Source organism: Mucilaginibacter rivuli (assembly GCF_019391655.1).
Classification (GTDB): Bacteria; Bacteroidota; Bacteroidia; order Sphingobacteriales; family Sphingobacteriaceae; genus Mucilaginibacter; species Mucilaginibacter rivuli.
This window is the reverse complement of record NZ_JAHXPQ010000008.1, coordinates 72,185-91,094: the sequence shown is the minus strand read 5'-3', so window position 1 is coordinate 91,094 and position 18,910 is coordinate 72,185. Positions and strand designations below refer to the sequence as shown.

Sequence of the window (18,910 nt, the reverse complement as noted above, 5' to 3'; positions counted from 1 at the left end):
ATTAGTTTTTACGTACAGTTGTGTCTGGCTTAATAAACCTCTTATAAGCATCCGGGTATTTTTCATCATCAAGATATATTTGCACAACTCCTGCTTTTGCTGCATCGCCATACATGCTGGTAGCCTTAGCGTCTTTCAGTACATTTATTGATTTAATAGATTTGGGCTCAATTTTATCTATACTGTCGATGCCAATATTTATCCTGATGGTTTGATTGTGCGTATATATTAAAACTAAAGGTTTTGTCAGGATGCTACTACGGCTTGGTGCACAAATCCTGATCGTTACTGGCGGGCCACCCGCATCAGCGGTAACCGAGAGTTTTGGAGGATTTTCAAACTGCGCATTCGCTATTTTGCAAAAAAGCAGAAAGAAAAATATCAGCAGAAAAGGTTTCATATCTTATGATCGGTAATACCAAGATACACAATTTTTAAGAAGTAACTAAAACCTCAATCCGCCACCTATGGCCAAGGTCCACATGCCGGTACGTAAATTATAACCGTTGCTTTCGGTCCGGTTAAATACCGGTAAGGTAGCGTATTCCATTCTGATATCTAAGAAAGGCATACGTGGCGCATCATGGTTCCATGCTATTTTAAGGCCTGCTATCGGGCTAATATTAAATCCGTTCACATTATACAAAATGCCTTTTTTAGTAGTGCTGCTGGCATCTGCCGCATCGCCGGTATAATAATTATAATTGGTTCGCGATTTTACCAGTATCGCGGGAGCTATGCCGCCATACAAAAAGTAGGTGGAATTATCCTGGCCAACTGATATTTTGTATTGCAAAAGCAAGGGTGCCTCTACGTAATCGATCTGGAAATTATATCGGTCATACGCGGTAATAGCATTGCCGTATTCATCAGTATCGTAAACATTGGGGTTTTCTATCTGGTACGCTCCGCCACGGCCATTGTATAATAATTCGGTAGCAAATGACAGTTTATTATTTATGGGGTAATCAACCGTAATACCAAACAGGCAGGTTAAACGGATAAAGTTTTGCGCGCCAACGTACGGGCTGTTGTCATAAGTTGCCGAATGCTGATCAAAAACACCCACATCGCGCGTAAAGCCTGATAAGTTAAGTCCGGCCTTTAAACCGATACGGACACGGGGCTGATCAATATACTGTGCCTTAACAGTTATACATGAGATAAAAATTGCAGATAAAAGGAGCAAGGGCCTCTTCATGATACTAAGGTTTATATGGTGATAGACGATAGTAATATATAAAGGTGTCAAAAATTATTAAAAATTTGGGATGGGTTAAATTATTTATTATCACGCAACTGGCTTATTGATTCGTAGATAGTATATAAGAACAACATGGGGAACCATAGTAATTAGTTTATGAATAAGGATAATCCATAGCCATACCATTAATCGAAATTAAGCAATCCCCAACGTACCAGCCAAAGTCTTCTCTTACATCAAAATTTCTAAATTTTAACGTCCATGATTTTTTGCTTTCATCGATTGGAGCAATTACTGAATAATGGCCAAATGAATAAAGAGTTGACATTGAAAGTTGGATGTTGCCGCCAACACCACCGAACCGTTTGGACTCAATAATCTCTCGCAAAGGATAAAATGGGGAACGCCAATAATCTGAATTGAAAGAGTTTTCAAATTGTTCTAACCTTTTTAAAATTAATTCCTCGAACTTTTTTTTAGCATCACTATTCCCTAATAAAAACCATTTTAGATTGGTTGTTGAACCATGTTGGATCGTAATGTCATAATCATTTATAAATTCGTTTTGTTTAATAACTCCGATAAAAGGTTCTTTGCTAACGGGGCAAAATCCCCAAATAGAAACTTCTGCAAGTCTTGATTTTTCTATTGTATAATGTTTTAAAATGTCTTTACACTTACTTAAAATACTATCATGAGACGGTAAAATACCCTCGACTTTAGATCGACCAAGATTGTCAAGGATAACGCTCAAAGTTGAATATGTGTTAAATGCGGTGAAGGAACTGCCAGCGTAGGCAAATCCAAACGAAGATTTAAAATAAACTTCTTGAATAGGGGTCGTTAAATCTCTGACTCTTATTGGTAATTCCAATACTTTAGAACCTTCCAACGTTAATGTATCTTTCCCGTCAGATATTTGAGAATCGGCAGCAGTCCAAATAGTCGGATGTGTTTTATTTTCGAGATTCAACCAAGATGCAATAAGTGTCATGTGATATTTTCTATAATTCAAAAAAACAATAAGCCATATAAGATCAGCTACTTAACATAAATTGGCCATTGTAACGGTATTTACCGTAAGGCGTACAGATGCTAACTCACAAGCTCTAAATACAGCCGAGAGTTTGTTCTATCTTTACGAATTTCTGATCTCAGACTCCGTCTTTTACATCTTACCCCACAATCCTCAACTTGGCAAACTTTAACAGCAACTGTTTCTGCCCAACTTCTTTAAAAAATATGGTGGCCTTAACATCTGGTTTGGTTTCCATGCTTACTACTTTACCAAAGCCAAATCGCTCGTGCTCTACTTCCATACCTACCTGCAGGTTACTGGTATCGCTTGGCGCGAAGCCTGCCGATGGCACGTGTGCTTTTGCCAGTATGCTGGTGGTTTTAACCTTTGGCGCAATAGCTGGTTTGGGCTTGCTAAAGGTATCCTTACTGGCCCAGGCGCTGCGCTCATCATCAAAGAAAGGGTTACCGGTGGGTTGCTTTTTAGCGGTAAAATCAAGCTCGAGGTATTGAGCGTCAATCTCATCCAAAAAGCGGCTTGGCTCGCAGTTAATGAGCGTGCCAAACTTAAAGCGCGATGTAGCGTAGCTGATGGTAAGCTTGCTTTCGGCGCGGGTAACGGCCACGTAAAACAGGCGGCGCTCTTCTTCCAGGTCGCTACGCGAGTTCAGGCTCATTTGCGAGGGGAACAAGTTCTCCTCCAGGCCCACCACGTATACATGCGGAAACTCCAAACCCTTACTGGAGTGTATCGTCATTAAGGATACGGTATCGGCATCTTTCTTTTTATCGTTATCGTCGTTGGTGAGCAGGGCAATATCCTGCATAAATACATCCAGGCCTTTTTCTTCAATATCTTCGCGCTCGCTAAATTCTTTAATACCGTTTAGCAACTCCTGTATGTTTTCGTAACGGTTCAATCCTTCTACAGATTTATCCTCGTACAGATCTTTTAATATGCCGCAGTGTTGCGCGATATGCAGGGCGGCATCATATGCGTTCAGGTTCTTTGTGATCACCTGGAAGCTTTGTATCATGGTAACAAAAGGATATATCACCGAGTTGATACGGCCATCCAGGTAAGTTTGCCCATCGCTCATGATCTCCCAAACCGACTTATCTTTTTCGCCGGCGGTGATGATGATACGGTCGAGCGAAGTATCGCCAATACCACGTTTGGGATAGTTGATAACACGCTTTAAGGCTTCTTCATCACTTGGGTTAAACGTTAAGCGGAAGTAGGCTATCAGGTCTTTAATTTCTTTACGCTGATAAAAGGAGAGCCCCCCGTATATTTTGTAGGGGATGTTGAGTTTGCGCAAACCTTCCTCCATCGATCGTGATTGTGCGTTGGTACGATACAAAATGGCAAAATCTTTCCATTTCATACTCTTATTAGCACGCTCCTGCATAATGGATTCGGCAGTTACCTTACCTTCTTCATTATCACTAAATGCACGCACGATCTTGATCTTGTCACCCTGATCTTTTTCGCTGAAAACATTCTTTTTAAGCTGTTCTTTGTTATTGGATATGATGCTGTTGGCAACATTCACAATGTTTTGGGTAGAACGGTAATTCTGCTCCAGTTTAAATACTTTCAGGTCGGGATAATCCTTTTCAAAATTGAGTATGTTCTGGATGTTTGCACCACGAAAGGCGTATATACTCTGCGCATCATCGCCTACCACGCAGATATTCTCGTTAATGGAAGCCAGTTTTTTCACAATAAGGTACTGCGAAAAGTTGGTATCCTGATACTCGTCCACCATCAGATACTTAAACTTGTTTTGATATTTGTACAGCACATCGGGGTGAAGTTTTAGCAACTCATTGGTTTTGTACAGCAAGTCATCAAAATCCATAGCTCCCGCGCGGAAACAGCGGTTGGTATATGCTTCAAATATTTTACCCAATAAACCGCGGCCGCTTGAATGATCATCGGCCTGTATGGCTTCATTCTGCTGGTACTCCTGTGCCGATATCAGGTTGTTTTTTGACGCTGATATACGATTAAGCACAAAATTGATATTATACAGCTTATCATCCAGATTCATTTCCTTAACAATGGCGCGCAGTACACTTTTGCTATCATCGGTATCGTAAATGGTAAAGTTGTTGGGATAACCAATCTTATCAGCCTCTACACGCAGTATCTTGGCAAATACCGAGTGGAAGGTTCCCATCCAGATATTTTTGGCCTCGGGCCCTGCGGCATGCATAATACGCTCGCGCATTTCGCGCGCGGCTTTGTTGGTAAATGTAAGTACCAGTATGTTGAATGAATCGACACCCTTGCTGATCAGGTGTGCCACCCTGTATGTAATAACCCTTGTTTTACCTGAACCCGCGCCCGCGATGATCATTACCGGCCCTTCGGTTTGTAATACCGCGTCTCGTTGCGAAGGATTTAATCCCTTTAAATAATCCAAAACTTTCTCCTCTTTTCTATGTCTGCGAAATTAGCGTTTTACGTGCAAAGAGCATAGGGCAAAGCGCACAGAGTATTGCACATTTTTAGGCATGTGTGGATAAACTGCATTGCTACGAATGCACTAAAATACAATAGCGGGTTAGTGTTTTTTGCCAGTAAACTTACTGGCAGTTTTGCATAATAAATTGATCAGCACCACGGTTGCCTAATTCTTTAGCCCTTGTAAAATCAGCACAGGCATCCGCTTTTTTACCAACTTCTATTTCAACCCGGCCACGGTTAATAAAAGCAACAGAGTAATTAGGGCTGAGGGCTATGGCTTTGTTGAGATCTTGTAAGGCACCTGCATAATCTTTTTGTATTCTCTTTGTATTCCCCCGGTTGTTATAAGCACTTGCAAAATTAGGGTTTATGCTTATTGCATTAGTGAAATTGGCAATAGCATCCGTAAGGCTGTTTTCCTTGGCACTTTGAATGCCTTTTGCATTGAATGAATTGGCTTCGGCAATACTTTTTGAATCAACCGCTGGTATGCTCGTTAATGTATTAACAGGCGCATTAGCTACGGGGGGCAGCACGGTACCTGGCGACAAAACATTTATCAATGAATCGGCACAGCGATTGCCCATTTGGTGCGCTTTTGTAAGGTCGTCCATAGCTTCCACCTTTTTATCGAGATTCATTTCGGCAATGCCTTTGTTAATGTATGCATCAGATAACGAGGAGTTTAATTCGATGGCGCGACTGCAATCTTCCACCGCCTTTTTATACTCTTTTATCTTGTTGCGGGCCATGCCACGTTTCAGCCATGCATTGGCATCTTTAGGTGCCAGATCTATAACCGCGTTTAAGTTTTTGATACAACCTTTATAATCACCGAAACGATACTTGGCATTGGCTGCATTGTATTGACTTCCTATAAATTGCGGTTCAAGGTTAACGGCATCGTTAAAATCGTCGATAGCTTCTTTTAGCTGGTTTAATTTTTCTTTAACCAATCCGCGGTTGTTATAGGGTGATGCATACCTGTTATCAATGCTTATCGACTGGTCAAAGTACTTTAAAGCTTCATCATACTTTCCGGCATGTAAAGCTGCAAGCCCTAAATTATTGTAATTTGTGGCCTGTGAATTACGCGAAGTGGTCATGATCCGCTCGGCAGCGGTAACTGAACCTGAGGGTGCGAGCACAGATCGCTGTCCCTGATCGATCCGGCTTTGGCATAAAGCGATATTGGCAGTTAATAAAACAGAGGGTAATATTATCAATAACTTATTCATAATTGGGAGTTGTTGGTTTAGTGCAACCAATATACATGTTATTATGAAACAGATATTATTTTATTACTGCTAATGTTATAGCCTGTTAAACCAACCTTTTCGCCAAAATATAAACACCTGCGTACCTGTTATCAGCACCATGGCCACCCAGCAAATAATGTATCCGTACGGGCTACTTAGTTCGGGCAGGTTGTAGGGGAGTACCTTATTGGTAACAGGGTCAACATGGGCGAAGTTCATGCCGTAAACGCCCGCTATAAAGGTGATAGGTATAAATATGGCCGAAATAATGGTGAGTACTTTCATGATCTCGTTCATGCGATTGCTCACCAGCGACAGGTAAACATCAATAACCCCCGAAGTGATCTCTTTATAGCTTTCTATCATATCAATGATCTGGATACAGTGGTCGTATGCATCGCGCAGAAAAACCTTTACTTCCGGGCTAATGAGTGTGTATTCCTCACGTATCATGTCGTTTATCTTATCCCGCTCCGGCCATATGGCACGGCGCAACACGATCATGGTACGCTTCATTTTTTGCGCATCGTACATAATGCTTTTATCAGGTTTGTCATACACGCGCTCTTCAATATTTTCCAGCAGATCGCCAATGGTGTTCAATACGCTAAAATAGATATCAAAAATGGTATCCATCATGGCATAACATAGGTATGCCGGGCCGGCAATACGTATCAAGCCCTTGCCCGACTTCATCCTTTTTACTACCGGCTCAAAAATATTATTATAATCCTCCTGGAAACTTATCACCAAGTTATCTTTTACAAGGTATGATACCTGGCAATTGCTAACCTCATCGTCTTTATAAGTAATGAGCCTGCTTGTCGCGAAGAAGTAACTGTCGTAATCATCAATTTTAGGGCGTTGATGCGTGTTTACAATATCTTCCAGCACCAGTGCATTAATACCGAAATGTTTGCCTATCTCTTCTATCAGTCCCTCATCGCCAAGGCCATTTATTTGCAGCCAGTGGGTATGTGTTTTGCAATGATCAAGCTGCTTAAGTATGCTTTCGAAGGTTTGCCCATCACTTTCTTCTACTTCATCTTTATTGTACGAGTATAATTTAAGTACAGGCTTAAGTGCGTTCTCATCAATATGTATGGCACCGGGACTGTCGCCAATATTACCGTATTTTTTATCGCTCTTTATTTTTAGCCTTTTAACTTTTGCCATTATCCAATTCGTATGTTTAAAGATATTGATTTATTAGTTTTAAATGCTGATCAAACGTTTCATCAGCAGATCGGTTTGCTTGTCATTCCCCAGCATAAAATAGTGGCTATCAAAAACCTCAAAGCCATTGCGCCTGTAAAAGCGGATAGCGTTGCTATTGTTTTCCCATACGCCAAGCCATATGTATTTTAGTTGTTTGCTTTGCGCCATACTGACTGCAAAATCCAGCATTTGCTGACCTATCTGCTTGCCTTGATGTTCGGCTAAAACATATATGCGCTCTATCTCAACAGCTTCGCTATCTTTAAACTCTGTTTGCGCCCCGGCATAATTTAATTTGAGGTAAGCAATTATATCATCCTCGTCCACAACAAAATAAAAATCAGAATCGGTATTGTTTATCTCTGTTGTAATCCTGTTTATAGTTAAAAAGGAATCGCAATAGATCTTTATATCCTCTGCTTTATTTAAATGAGCAAAGGCATACAAAAAGGTTTTGGTGGTGATTTGTAAAAGTGTATCCGCTTCGGATAGTTCAACTTTCCGGATCTTCATAATATTCAGTTTGCAAATTTTTGTGCCATTCTTATACCCAGCACCCATGTACCATTGGTACCAAAATGAATAATATCTTTCGGGTATTTTGTATTCTTATCGTTGGCACGCAGGCTCAAATCGTCTGTAAAAACTACTATCGCGTTTTTAATTGCCCATGGCGTAGCGGAGTGTTGGTCAACATCGTGCTCCGCTTTACGTACCAGGTCGCGGTCGGCACCGGTATTTGGCGGGGGCAGCACATAGCCATAAACAAAGGGCATTTTAGGCGTTTTATATTGCTGGCGCACCCTGCTGATAAAATGACTTAAATTTTTTGCGTAGTTTAAACTGGCGCTATCAATTTTTATTGCATCGTTTTCGCCCTGCTGCCAAAGCATACCTTTAATAACAGGCATGTAACCCATTTTACGTAAGGCGTTCAGGCCCGAGTCAATAGTTTGTACAAACACTTTAAACTGCTGGCCCCAATGTGCGGTATCGGCGGCGTCTTTTCCGGGATTCCATTGGTTGTAAAGGTTGGTGCCGCTGTGCGCGTGTTTTATAATAGCAATATGTTTGTTATGGTCATATAAACGTATCTTATTCGAAAATCCTAATTCGGGGCCAAACCTATCGGCCGATTCTGAAGCTTGCCTGAGCGGCATCCATGTTAATGCAGGTTTTCCCGAATTTAAATGCGGTTTCCCGGAATGGAAGAGTAGTATGGTAGTATCAAATTTCATGGTATCGGCCATGTTGGCCATATAACCTTGCCCTGTAGCGTTTGATTGCCCGCCAATAAGATACACACTTATTTTACCATGTTTTTGGGCAAATGCAATTTGGGCGGATATCAATCCGAGCGATAGCATCAAAAATATACAACGGTTCATAATTGTTGCTAAAGTAGCAAATTGTAAAATAATGCTGAAAGAGATTGTTTTAACGCCTGCCCAGGCGTTCGCAGTCAATTAAATGATATAGCTGCTGCGATACATATTTGATAGTGCTATCGGCGTATTTGGTTGAAGATATATATGGTGCAGCGCCGGCGCCTTTAAATGTATATAGGCTGCTATTCATTTTCTGGCTTATACAAGTAGAGTCAACCAGGTAACTTCCATACTGCATAGTTGCGGTATATGGGCTTGCGATACCCGATTTATAAGGTACGCCGGTATCATTAGAACCGTGAACCATAATTAACGATACGGATTTATTAGGTATCCAGTTCAAATTTAATATAGCGCCCGATAAACTGATGATGCCGGTTATTTTTGACGAATAAGGCGCGGTATTGCTGTTGCCTTCAATCCCGTTAAGGTTAACTAAAACATCAGCATCAGCAATTGAGGTAAATTCTGCAGGGTTGGTTAAATAACCCATTTGTAAAGCTATTGCCGCGCCCGAAGCCTCGCCGGCTATAAATATTTGCGCGGTATCAATACGGTAAGGGTTGCCTTGCTCAACAGCGGTTTGCTTAAAATAACGCACAGCGGCTTTAGCATCTTGCACTGCACGGGTTTGCGCGCTTATCACATCAATATCGCCGTTTGTACCTATGCCCAGCCGGTAATCAATACTGGCGGTAACGTAACCCCGTTTAGCAAATGACTGGCAAAATTTATTGGGCCATGCATCCGTGCGGGTACCCGATGTAAAACCACCACCATGACAATAAATAATAAGCGGCCTACGGGCCAGCGTATCTGCCGATGGCAGGTTAATGAGCATTTGCAGCGTTTGCAGCTTGCCTTTATAATCAGCAGCCTGGCCAAAAGGTATTGTGGTGGTGGTATAGGTAAATGTTTCGGTAGTGAACCTGTTTGCCGGGCATACAAATTGAGTGTTAACCGGCGGCGGCGTACTTTTATTGCAACCTATCATCACAATAGTAAAAAACATACCTGCGGTAAATACAGAAAGTAGTTGTTTTGACATAGGTTGTGTTAGTTGATGTGGTTTAGACTATTACTATTACGGATGGTTTAATAAAAGGTTATTTATTTGGAGTGAAAATATTTGCGTCATACTATTTTGTGTAAATATTATCCACCAGCGCAAACATTTAGGCGTGCTTTTGTATTTCATATGTTTAAAAATCACAAAGTGGATAAAATGGATCAAAACATACAAGAGCAAATTAAAATTGAAGGCATGGGTGCAATTGTGCAACCCAATGGCGTACATTTCAGGGTATGGGCACCAAATGCAACTGAAGTATTTGTAACCGGTAGTTTTAATAAGTGGAATAACCAGGCTAATAAGCTTGACAGGGAAGATAATGGATACTGGGCCGGGTTGGTAGAAAATGCCAAAAATGGTGATGAATACAAATATCTGCTAAAAACACCATCAGGCGATCTGTCCCGTAATGATCCTTATGCAAGGGTGCTAACCAATTCGGTGGGCAATTCATTGGTATATGATCATACTGCCTTTGACTGGGGAGATGCAGGATATGATATGCCTACCTGGAACAAGCTGGTGATATATGAATTGCATACAGGTACCTTTAATGTAAAGGAAGAAGGCAAACCCGGCGATATGTACGGTGTTATTGAAAAGCTGCCATACCTGCGCGACCTGGGTATTAACGCCATCGAAATTATGCCACCATTTGAATTCCCCGGAGGATTTTCGTGGGGATATAACCCTGCGCACCCCTTTGCCATTGAAAGTGAGTACGGTGGCCCGGATGGGTTTAAAGCATTAATAAAAGCCGCGCATGAGCATGGCATAGCCATTATATTGGATGTGGTGTACAATCACTTTGGCCCCACAGATATGGACCTGTGGCAGTTTGATGGCTGGAACGAAAACGATAAAGGCGGCATCTATTTTTATAACGATTGGAAATCTGAAACGCCATGGGGCGATACCCGGCCCGATTATGGCCGCAATGAAGTGCGCCAATATATCCGCGACAACGCGATGATGTGGCTGGAAGAATACCGTGTTGATGGCCTGCGTATGGACATGATACCCTACATACGGAACGTACACGCCGATGAAGACCCGGGCAGCGTGCTGAATGATGGCTCAAGTTTACTGCAATGGATAAACGGCGAGATTGCTGAAAAATTCCCGTGGAAACTGACTATAGCCGAAGATCTGCATGGTTTAGACAGCATTACCAATCCGGTAAGCGAGTGGGAGGGATTAGGCTTTGGCGCGCAGTGGGATGCCGATTTTGTACACCCCATACGCGAAGCTTTAATTACACAGGATGATGCCAACCGTGATATGGAAACCGTGCAAAACGCATTGATGCGGCAATATAGTGGCAACCCGTTTAAACGCGTGGTTTACACCGAAAGCCATGATGAAGTAGCTAACGGCAAAGCACGCGTTGCCGAAGAAATTGCCAATGGCGATGTGAATAACTGGTATTCAAAAAAGCGCGCGTCATTGGGTATAGCTATGGTATTAACAGCACCGGGTATCCCCATGATATTCCAGGGGCATGAGTTGCTGGAAGATAAATGGTTTTCAGATACTGATCCGATAGATTGGAAACGACTAAAGGAGTTTAATGGTTTTGCAAAACTGCATCGCGATCTGATCAAACTGCGCCTCAATTATGGTAACAATACGGAAGGTTTATCAGGTATAAACACACATGTAATTCGTCTTGATAATGAGAAGAAACTGATCGCCTATCACCGTTTTCAAACACTTGAAAAAGGAAACTCTACCATGGTTATATTAAATTTTTCAAACAATGGCTACAGTGATTACCGTATAGGTTTCCCATCCGAAGGTGTATGGAAAATACGTTTCAATAGCGATTGGGAAGGATATGATAAGGATTTTGGCGATTTTACATCTTTAGATACCGAAGCCTTTAAAGATGAGTGCGATGCCTTGCCATATAGTGCCAACATTTCAATAGCCCCGTATTCGTCGTTGATACTATCGCAGGATAGAGGATAACATGTTTATAAATGCCACCTTAAATAATTGGGTGGCATTTTTATGCAATAGGCAACATAAACCAAAACTCACTGCCTTTGCCGTGTTCGCTGTTTACACCAATTTTACCGCCATGGCGCTCTATAATTTCGGCGCTTAGATATAGTCCAATCCCAAAGCCGGAAATATGTTGGGTATGGTTGCTTTCAACACGGTAGTATCGGTCAAATATTTTGTCAATATCGTGGGCTTTAACGCCCATGCCTTCGTCTTTTACACTTACCCTTGCCGTATCACCAAAACGTTCGCAGGTAACCTCAATATGCTTGCCTTTTGGCGAATATTTGATGGCATTACTTAACAGGTTTGATACTACCGAACCAATTTTATCTTTATCAGCATTAATAGTTATGCTGTCTGAAGGTATTAGTTTTATGCTGTGTGTAACTACCGTAGGTTCTGTTTCTTTTACCACATCGCTCAACAACTCAGCGATATTGAATTTTGATTTGATGATCTCTATCTTGCCCGATTCCAGCCTGGAAATATTAAGGAAACCGTTGATCATATTGGTCATTTTTCTGATCTGTATGTTCACCTTATCCAATGCCCCGGTTGCAAATTTATCTTCGGCTTTTACAGCTTTGGTATATAATATCTGGGTGTATGCGCTAAGCGAGGTAAGCGGCGTTTTCAACTCGTGGCTAACCATACCGATAAAGTCATTCTTACGCAGGTCGTCTTGTTTTTGCTCGGTAATATCAAGCACCGACCCTATGAAACGTATTGGCTCATCTTTTTCATTAAAAAACACCTTTCCTTTGGCTCTTACCCATCTTATCTTTCCGTCTTCTACGCCAACGGTTCGGTATTCAACATCGTAATCGCCATTGCTGATCCTTTTTGTAAAAGATTTGCTAATAACGTCGATAACACGTTCGCGATCATGGGGGTGCAAGCCAGGTAAAAAATCCCTGTCGTAATCCACCGGGTCGTTGTGCGATATCCCAAACAATGTTCGGCAGCGTTCATCCCACTCTAATACGTTTTCAACCAGGTCCAGGTCAAAAGTCCCCAGCTGGGCGGCTTCTTTTGAAAGCTTTTCCTGTTGGTATAAACGTTCTAATTCCTGCCGCCCTCTTTTTTCTTCAGTGATATCCTGCAAAGTCCCGTTAAAACGAAGGGGATGCTGTTCGGAATCAAAAATTGCCTGGCCTTGTGCCCTAACAAACCTGGCAATATTATCTGCGGGGTTTACTATAACATATTCAATATCATAATTACCACCCGATTCATAAGTCATTGCTTGTTGAATAGCGTTAATTACCCGCTCGCGATCTTTTTCAATAATTATATCAATGGCTTTTGATAATTCAATTTCATCATCGGGCGCTAATCCAAACCAATGTTTTAACCTGGCATTACCTTTAAATTTATATGTTTTAGGGTCAAGATCCCAGGTACCCAGGTTGGCCGCTTCGATGGAAAAACGCATCATTTGTTCTGCATGCTCTGTTTTTTTGCGGGCTACTACCTGCTCAGTAACAATATTTGCAACCAACATAATGCTTATCGTTTTGCCCTCATCATTCTTAATAGGTTGGTAAACAAAATTAGAGTACACATCTTCTATCTGGCCGTTCTGTTCTAACAATGCCTTTACCTCGTTGCCATAAAAAGGCTCACCTTTTGTAAAAACATCATCCAGTAACTTCAAAAATTGTTGTCCCTGTAGTTCCGGTAAAGCAATATGGATAGGTTTGCCAATAATAGATTCATCTTTACCCCATGCTTCCAAAAGCTTTTTATTAGCCGATTCGATGATCAGATCAGGGCCCGTCATAATAGCAATTGCAACCGGCGCTTCTGATAGCATATATTGTAGCCTGGCCTCGCGGTCTATTAGCTTAAAAACTACTTCCTGCAGATTGGTTTCTATGAGGGCTAATTCATCATTGCTTACAACCAGTTTTTGGTTTGTATGATGTAATTCGTTATTGATTGCCGATAGCTCATTATTAAGAACCTGTACCTTGTGCCTGTCCCGCACTAAATCAGTAACTTCGTTTGCTACTACAATAACTCCGGTTATTTCTCCCGCGTTATTACGGAAAGGGTGGTTTATGAAATTGTAATAACCTACATCAAGTACCCCGTTACGGAACAATTTTACCTCTGCCTCATTGCCATAATATGTTTTTCCGGTACTTACCACATCCCGCATTATCTGCAGGTAGGGCTGGTCAATTAATTCTGGTAAGGCGGTGTGCAAAGGCAAGCCAATTATACTACCTGGTCTGTCCCACAATTTTAGAAATGAATTATTGATCACATCCAGCACCATATCATTACCGATGAATAAACCCATTGCAACCGGCGCTTGTAAGATGATGTTTTTAAAGTTTTCTTCGCTTTTAGCAAGTGCATCCTGGTTACGCCTTAATTCTTCCAGGGTGCGCACCTTATCTGTGGTTTCTATACAGATCACCAATATCCCTTCTATATGAGCCTGCTCATCGCGGATAGGGCTGTATGAAAAATCAAAATAGCACTCTTCGGGATAGCCATTTCTATCCATAGTTACCATAAAGTTTGGAAAACCAATGGGCTGGCCCTTTAGCACACTTTTAAACATGGGGCCAATAGTATCCCATATTTCAGCGTACGTTTCGCTCGCGCTGATGCCTAAGGCTTGCGGGTGCTTGGTTGCGCCAAGTATAGGCCTGAAAGCATCATTATAAAGTTGAATATGGTTTTCGCCCCAGCAAACCAGCATGGGAAAAGGTGTGGTTAACATCATGTTAACGGTTTGTTTTAATGCGGCTGGCCAGTTTGCTGGTATGCCCAAAGCGTTTTTCGACCAGTTGAACGAGCGTATCAAATTACCCATCTCGCCACCACCCGAAAGAAATGGATGATCAGGTATAATTTCATTATCGTTTAAGGTCATATTGAATATGGCGTATTACGGTATGATAAAAGTACAATGTTAAACTCTTAAAAATACTAAAACCTATTTCATAAATAAAAGTTTTAAAGGCATTTTGTCAGACAGATATTAGCTCACAGTCATTTAAAAAAGCTTTAGCAGCATCAGCGCCAATTCCCGGGGTATCATCAATTGATACGTGATACCCATCAAATTGAACACCACCGATACAAGGGTCTGCCAAATGCCCAAGCATACAGGTATCCATATCGTAAAACTTAACGTTAGGGCTGGCATACACAAAGTGGAGCTTGGCGCTTAACGCGATACGGCTTTCCAACATGCCGCCCATCATGCAGGGTATGCCGGCATCCCGGGCAACATTATGTATCTTAATAGCTTCGTTTATTCCGCCCGATTTTGAGAACTTGATATTAATATAATCACAGCTTTTGCTGTTGATCTGTTTGCGGGCATCGTGGTGGTTATATACACTTTCATCGGCCATTATTTTGATGGGAGATAAGGCCATCAGTTCAGGGAGGTGGTCGTCAAACCAGGTGCGCATGGGCTGCTCGCAAAACTCAACATCAAACTGGCTTAGGCCTTGTAAGGCGGCTACCGCATCATCAAAGCTCCAGCCCTGGTTGGCATCTATCCGTATTTTTACGGCTGTACCTACCATTTCGCGGATGAGTTTAATGCGTTTGATATCTGTCAAAGCATCTTTACCCAATTTAACTTTCAGTATAGTTGCCCCCAAACCTACAAACTCAATAGCCTTTTGTGCCATCAGTTCGGGCGTAGCTATCCCTATGGTAATATCAGTTTCAACAACCCGCTTCTTCCCACCAAGGTATTGGTATAGTGGTTGCCCGGCATGTTTGGCGGCAATATCATACAAAGCCATATCAAACGCGCTTTTAATGGTAGTATTACCGGCAGTAAAATCATGTAATTGTTTTAACCGCGCCTCAATATTTAACGGGTCGGTGCCTTTCCATAATCCGGCAAACTCACGTGCCATTACCAGGCAGGTATCCTGCGTTTCGCCTACAATCATCGGGAAAGCCGAACACTCCCCAACACCATAATATCCGGCATCTGTGTGTACCCGTATAAAAGTATTTTGGGCATAATCCATAGTACCGGTAGCAATGGTAAAAGGTTTCATGGGTATGCTAAAACGATATATATCGGTGTGGGTTATCTGCATGGCTTAAAGGTAGTGATAAGGTATAGAATACTTTTATGCAACTTTTAAATTTCGGAGTCGTAAAAACCGTTACCTAAAGAAAAAATATTATGATGCATTTTGGAAATATCGTAAAAAAATCAGCGGAGAATAATAACATTACCGTTGAGGATATGGCCTGGTTAATGGATAGATCTGCCGATGAGGTTGTATCACTGTATCACACCGAAGAGTGGACATCGGGCAACATCAAAGCAGCATCCGAAGCTTTAAACCAGGATTTTGGTAGTTATTTAAACCGTACCATAGAGTATGATTTTGTTAAAAAAAACAAACTTGAAAATTATCATGAAATGCTCATCAATATCAAATACCCCGTTGGTAAAGAAAACCTGTTTGAAGCCTGGCTTGAGCGTACCTGGCTAATGGCACAATCAATAGGTTTGGAGGTAGAGGGTTAGCTGCTTTTTATGCTATCGCGAAGTAAAATATCGCCTCACTATTTTATCGTAGCTTATTTATAGCTTAATTTGAAATGTTGTACACCGGCAAACAAATGTATTGTGCCGGTAGTATAATATGTGGCTCAAAACCACACTGTAGCTTTTTATGAATAAACTATCCAACTCCACATCGCCATATTTACTACAACATGCCAACAATCCCGTAAACTGGTTCCCCTGGGGGGCAGAGGCTTTGCAAAAAGCTAAAGATGAAAACAAACTGATACTGGTAAGTATTGGCTACTCAGCCTGCCACTGGTGCCATGTAATGGAGCACGAAAGCTTTGAAGATAAACAGGTGGCCGATGTAATGAACGAGCACTTTGTGTGCATTAAAGTGGATAGGGAAGAGCGGCCGGATATTGACCAGATATACATGAGCGCCGTACAGTTAATGACAGGCCGTGGCGGCTGGCCGCTTAACTGCATTTGCCTGCCCGACCAGCGCCCCATTTATGGAGGTACTTATTTTAAAAAACAAGATTGGATGGGGCTGCTTCAAAATCTTGCTGATTTTTGGGAAACCAAACCAAAGGAAGCCGAAGACTATGCTGTTAAATTAACTGAAGGTATTGTACAGTATGAGAACATAAGTTTTGTAACGGAGCAGCACGAAAACACAAAGGCCGATCTGGTAGCCATTGTACAGCCATGGAAACAATACTTTGATTTTAATGAAGGAGGTTTGGGTAGCGCACCCAAATTCCCGATGCCGAACAACTGGCAGTTTTTAATGCGTTATGCACATATAATGAAGGATGAGGCCGCACAGGTAATTGTTGGGCTTACGCTGGATAAAATGGCCAAGGGCGGCATATATGACCATGTAGGGGGCGGTTTTGCCCGTTACTCGGTTGACGGGCACTGGCATGTACCACATTTTGAAAAGATGCTGTATGATAATGCTCAATTGGTATCGTTATACTCGGAAGCTTATACCTGCATGGGCGATGAGCAGTACCGTAAAGTAGTTGCAGAAACCATTACGTTTGTTGAACGTGAGCTGACCTCGCCCGAGTTTGGTTTTTATTCGGCGCTTGATGCTGATAGTGAAGGTGTTGAGGGTAAGTTCTATACTTTCGACCTGGAAGATGTTGAGTCGATTTTGGGAGATGATGCCGCATTATTTGGCATCTATTATAATGTAACCAGCGAAGGTAACTGGGAAGAAGAGCATACTAACATTTTTTTCAGAAGTGATGATGACGCTGTATTGGCTCAAAAGCTGGGTTTGCCGGTTGAACGTATGTTGGAAAAAATAGCGGAGTTAAAACAAAAGGTATTAACCGCCCGCTCCAAACGTATCCGCCCGGGTTTGGATTATAAGGTACTGGCATCATGGAATGGCCTAATGCTAAAGGGCCTTTGTGATGCTTACCGCGCCTTTGATGAACCTGCATACCTGGAGCTGGCACTCAAAAACGCGGCCTTTATCCAGGATAACCTGATCACACTTTCAGGGAAGATCACAAGGGTTTACGATAGCTCGGATTCGGCAGGTAAGCTTGATGAAGCAGTTGCTTTTTTGGATGATTACGCCATGATCATTGAGGCGTTTACCGCTTTGTACGAGGTTACTTTTGATGAGCAATGGTTACAACTTGCTAAAAAGCTAATTACTTATACTATCAGCTATTTTTATGATGAAAGTACAGGCATGTTCTATTACACGCCTAACAACGGCGAGCAACTGATAGCCCGGAAGCTTGAAATTATGGATAATGTGATACCATCATCCAACTCGGTAATGGCACGTAACCTGTATAAACTGGGGTTGTTGTTTGATGATGAACAATACCTCAACATATCGGCCCAAATGATGCGCAACATTAAAAAGCTGATGGCAAAATATGGCTCGGCATACTCAAATTGGGCAATGTTGCTGCTGGATAACGTAGCCGGTGTTTACGAAATTGCCATAACCGGGGCCAATGCAGAAGCAAGGCGAAAAGAAACAGAAAAAAAGTACATCCCCAACAAAATAATATTGGGCGGAACAAAAGGAAGTTTACCTTTGTTGGCAGATAAGTTTAGCGACGAGACCAGGATTTTTGTTTGTAAAGATAAAACCTGCCGGTTGCCCGTTACAGAAACAACTGAGGCGTTTAAACAAATTGAAGCTTAAAACGGATATACAGGCTTGGTTAGCTTGTGTTATACTTTTTTGAGTTTATTGTTTTACTTTAAAAAAATTACTGATAATGAAAATTCAACCACAAAATGTAGTGTCGCTAACTTATGATTTGTATGTAAACCAGGATGGAGCCGAGGTTTTAGTAGAAAGCACTACCCAGGAACAACCTTTAACCTTTTTGTTTGGTGTTGGCCAGATGTTGCCAAAGTTTGAAGAAAACCTGAGCAACCTATCAACCGGCGATAGCTATGATTTTCGCTTGAGTGCCGAAGACGCTTATGGAGAATATGATGATGAAGCGGTAGCTAACCTGCCTATAGAAATGTTTAACGGAAACGAAATGCCTGTTATTGGCAGCGTTTTACCTTTACAGGATAACCAGGGTAACCATTTCCAGGGCCAGGTTGTATCAATAGCTGAAGACGCGGTTATTGTTGACCTGAATCACCCTATGGCAGGTCAGGAACTGCACTTTAAAGGTAGTATACTAAATGTACGCCCTGCAAACCCTGAAGAACTTTCTCATGGTCATGCACACGGCCCTGATGGTCATCATCAACACTAA

Annotated in this window: 15 protein-coding genes; 4 read left to right on the top strand and 11 right to left on the bottom strand. The window is 41.8% G+C overall.

Annotated features, from left to right (window positions below; translation table 11 throughout):
* Nucleotide 1 precedes the first annotated feature (1 nt).
* The 9 genes from KXQ82_RS17595 to KXQ82_RS17555 all read right to left on the bottom strand — a co-directional run bounded on the left by KXQ82_RS17595 (nt 2) and on the right by KXQ82_RS17555 (nt 9,610).
* A complete protein-coding gene (locus KXQ82_RS17595) occupies nt 2-400 on the bottom strand; it encodes a hypothetical protein (RefSeq protein ID WP_219489782.1) in 399 nt (132 codons plus the stop codon).
* Nucleotides 401-445: 45 nt separating this feature from the next.
* Nucleotides 446-1,201, bottom strand: a complete 756-nt coding sequence (locus KXQ82_RS17590) for a porin family protein (RefSeq protein WP_219489780.1) — start codon at nt 1,199-1,201, stop codon at nt 446-448.
* Between the two features lie 157 nt (nt 1,202-1,358).
* A complete protein-coding gene (locus KXQ82_RS17585; protein WP_219489778.1) occupies nt 1,359-2,198 on the bottom strand; it encodes a hypothetical protein in 840 nt (279 codons plus the stop codon).
* Nucleotides 2,199-2,379: 181 nt separating this feature from the next.
* Nucleotides 2,380-4,653, bottom strand: coding sequence for an ATP-dependent helicase (locus tag KXQ82_RS17580; RefSeq protein ID WP_219489777.1), 2,274 nt, complete (start codon nt 4,651-4,653; stop codon nt 2,380-2,382).
* 163 nt (nt 4,654-4,816) lie between these two features.
* Complete coding sequence (locus tag KXQ82_RS17575) at nt 4,817-5,935, bottom strand: tetratricopeptide repeat protein (protein WP_219489776.1); 1,119 nt, start codon at nt 5,933-5,935, stop codon at nt 4,817-4,819.
* 75 nt (nt 5,936-6,010) lie between these two features.
* On the bottom strand, nt 6,011-7,132 hold the full coding sequence (gene corA, locus KXQ82_RS17570) for a magnesium/cobalt transporter CorA (protein WP_255563711.1): 1,122 nt from the start codon (nt 7,130-7,132) through the stop codon (nt 6,011-6,013).
* Nucleotides 7,133-7,171: 39 nt separating this feature from the next.
* Nucleotides 7,172-7,687, bottom strand: coding sequence for a GNAT family N-acetyltransferase (locus KXQ82_RS17565; protein ID WP_219489775.1), 516 nt, complete (start codon nt 7,685-7,687; stop codon nt 7,172-7,174).
* Nucleotides 7,688-7,692: 5 nt separating this feature from the next.
* Nucleotides 7,693-8,562: a sialate O-acetylesterase gene (locus KXQ82_RS17560; protein ID WP_219489774.1), complete on the bottom strand. Its 870-nt coding sequence runs from the start codon at nt 8,560-8,562 to the stop codon at nt 7,693-7,695.
* Nucleotides 8,563-8,611: 49 nt separating this feature from the next.
* The gene (locus KXQ82_RS17555; protein ID WP_219489773.1) at nt 8,612-9,610 is read right to left on the bottom strand and encodes an alpha/beta hydrolase; all 999 of its coding nucleotides are present in this window, start codon (nt 9,608-9,610) and stop codon (nt 8,612-8,614) included.
* Between the two features lie 177 nt (nt 9,611-9,787).
* Between KXQ82_RS17555 and KXQ82_RS17550 the strand changes: the two genes are divergently transcribed.
* On the top strand, nt 9,788-11,605 hold the full coding sequence (locus KXQ82_RS17550; RefSeq protein ID WP_219489772.1) for an alpha-amylase family glycosyl hydrolase: 1,818 nt from the start codon (nt 9,788-9,790) through the stop codon (nt 11,603-11,605).
* 40 nt (nt 11,606-11,645) lie between these two features.
* On the opposite strand, the gene KXQ82_RS17545 is transcribed toward KXQ82_RS17550, so the two are convergent.
* Complete coding sequence (locus KXQ82_RS17545) at nt 11,646-14,534, bottom strand: PAS domain-containing sensor histidine kinase (RefSeq protein ID WP_219489771.1); 2,889 nt, start codon at nt 14,532-14,534, stop codon at nt 11,646-11,648.
* A 97-nt stretch (nt 14,535-14,631) separates the two neighbouring features.
* Nucleotides 14,632-15,729, bottom strand: coding sequence for a mandelate racemase/muconate lactonizing enzyme family protein (locus tag KXQ82_RS17540; RefSeq protein ID WP_219489769.1), 1,098 nt, complete (start codon nt 15,727-15,729; stop codon nt 14,632-14,634).
* An 89-nt stretch (nt 15,730-15,818) separates the two neighbouring features.
* Here KXQ82_RS17540 and KXQ82_RS17535 point away from each other — a divergent pair, with 89 nt between their 5' ends.
* The 3 genes from KXQ82_RS17535 to KXQ82_RS17525 all read left to right on the top strand — a co-directional run bounded on the left by KXQ82_RS17535 (nt 15,819) and on the right by KXQ82_RS17525 (nt 18,910).
* Nucleotides 15,819-16,169 carry a hypothetical protein gene (locus KXQ82_RS17535; protein WP_219489768.1) on the top strand — a complete coding sequence of 117 codons (351 nt, stop codon included), beginning with the start codon at nt 15,819-15,821 and terminating at the stop codon, nt 16,167-16,169.
* Between the two features lie 148 nt (nt 16,170-16,317).
* Nucleotides 16,318-18,336 carry a thioredoxin domain-containing protein gene (locus KXQ82_RS17530; RefSeq protein ID WP_219489766.1) on the top strand — a complete coding sequence of 673 codons (2,019 nt, stop codon included), beginning with the start codon at nt 16,318-16,320 and terminating at the stop codon, nt 18,334-18,336.
* A 76-nt stretch (nt 18,337-18,412) separates the two neighbouring features.
* A complete protein-coding gene (locus tag KXQ82_RS17525; protein WP_219489764.1) occupies nt 18,413-18,910 on the top strand; it encodes an FKBP-type peptidyl-prolyl cis-trans isomerase in 498 nt (165 codons plus the stop codon).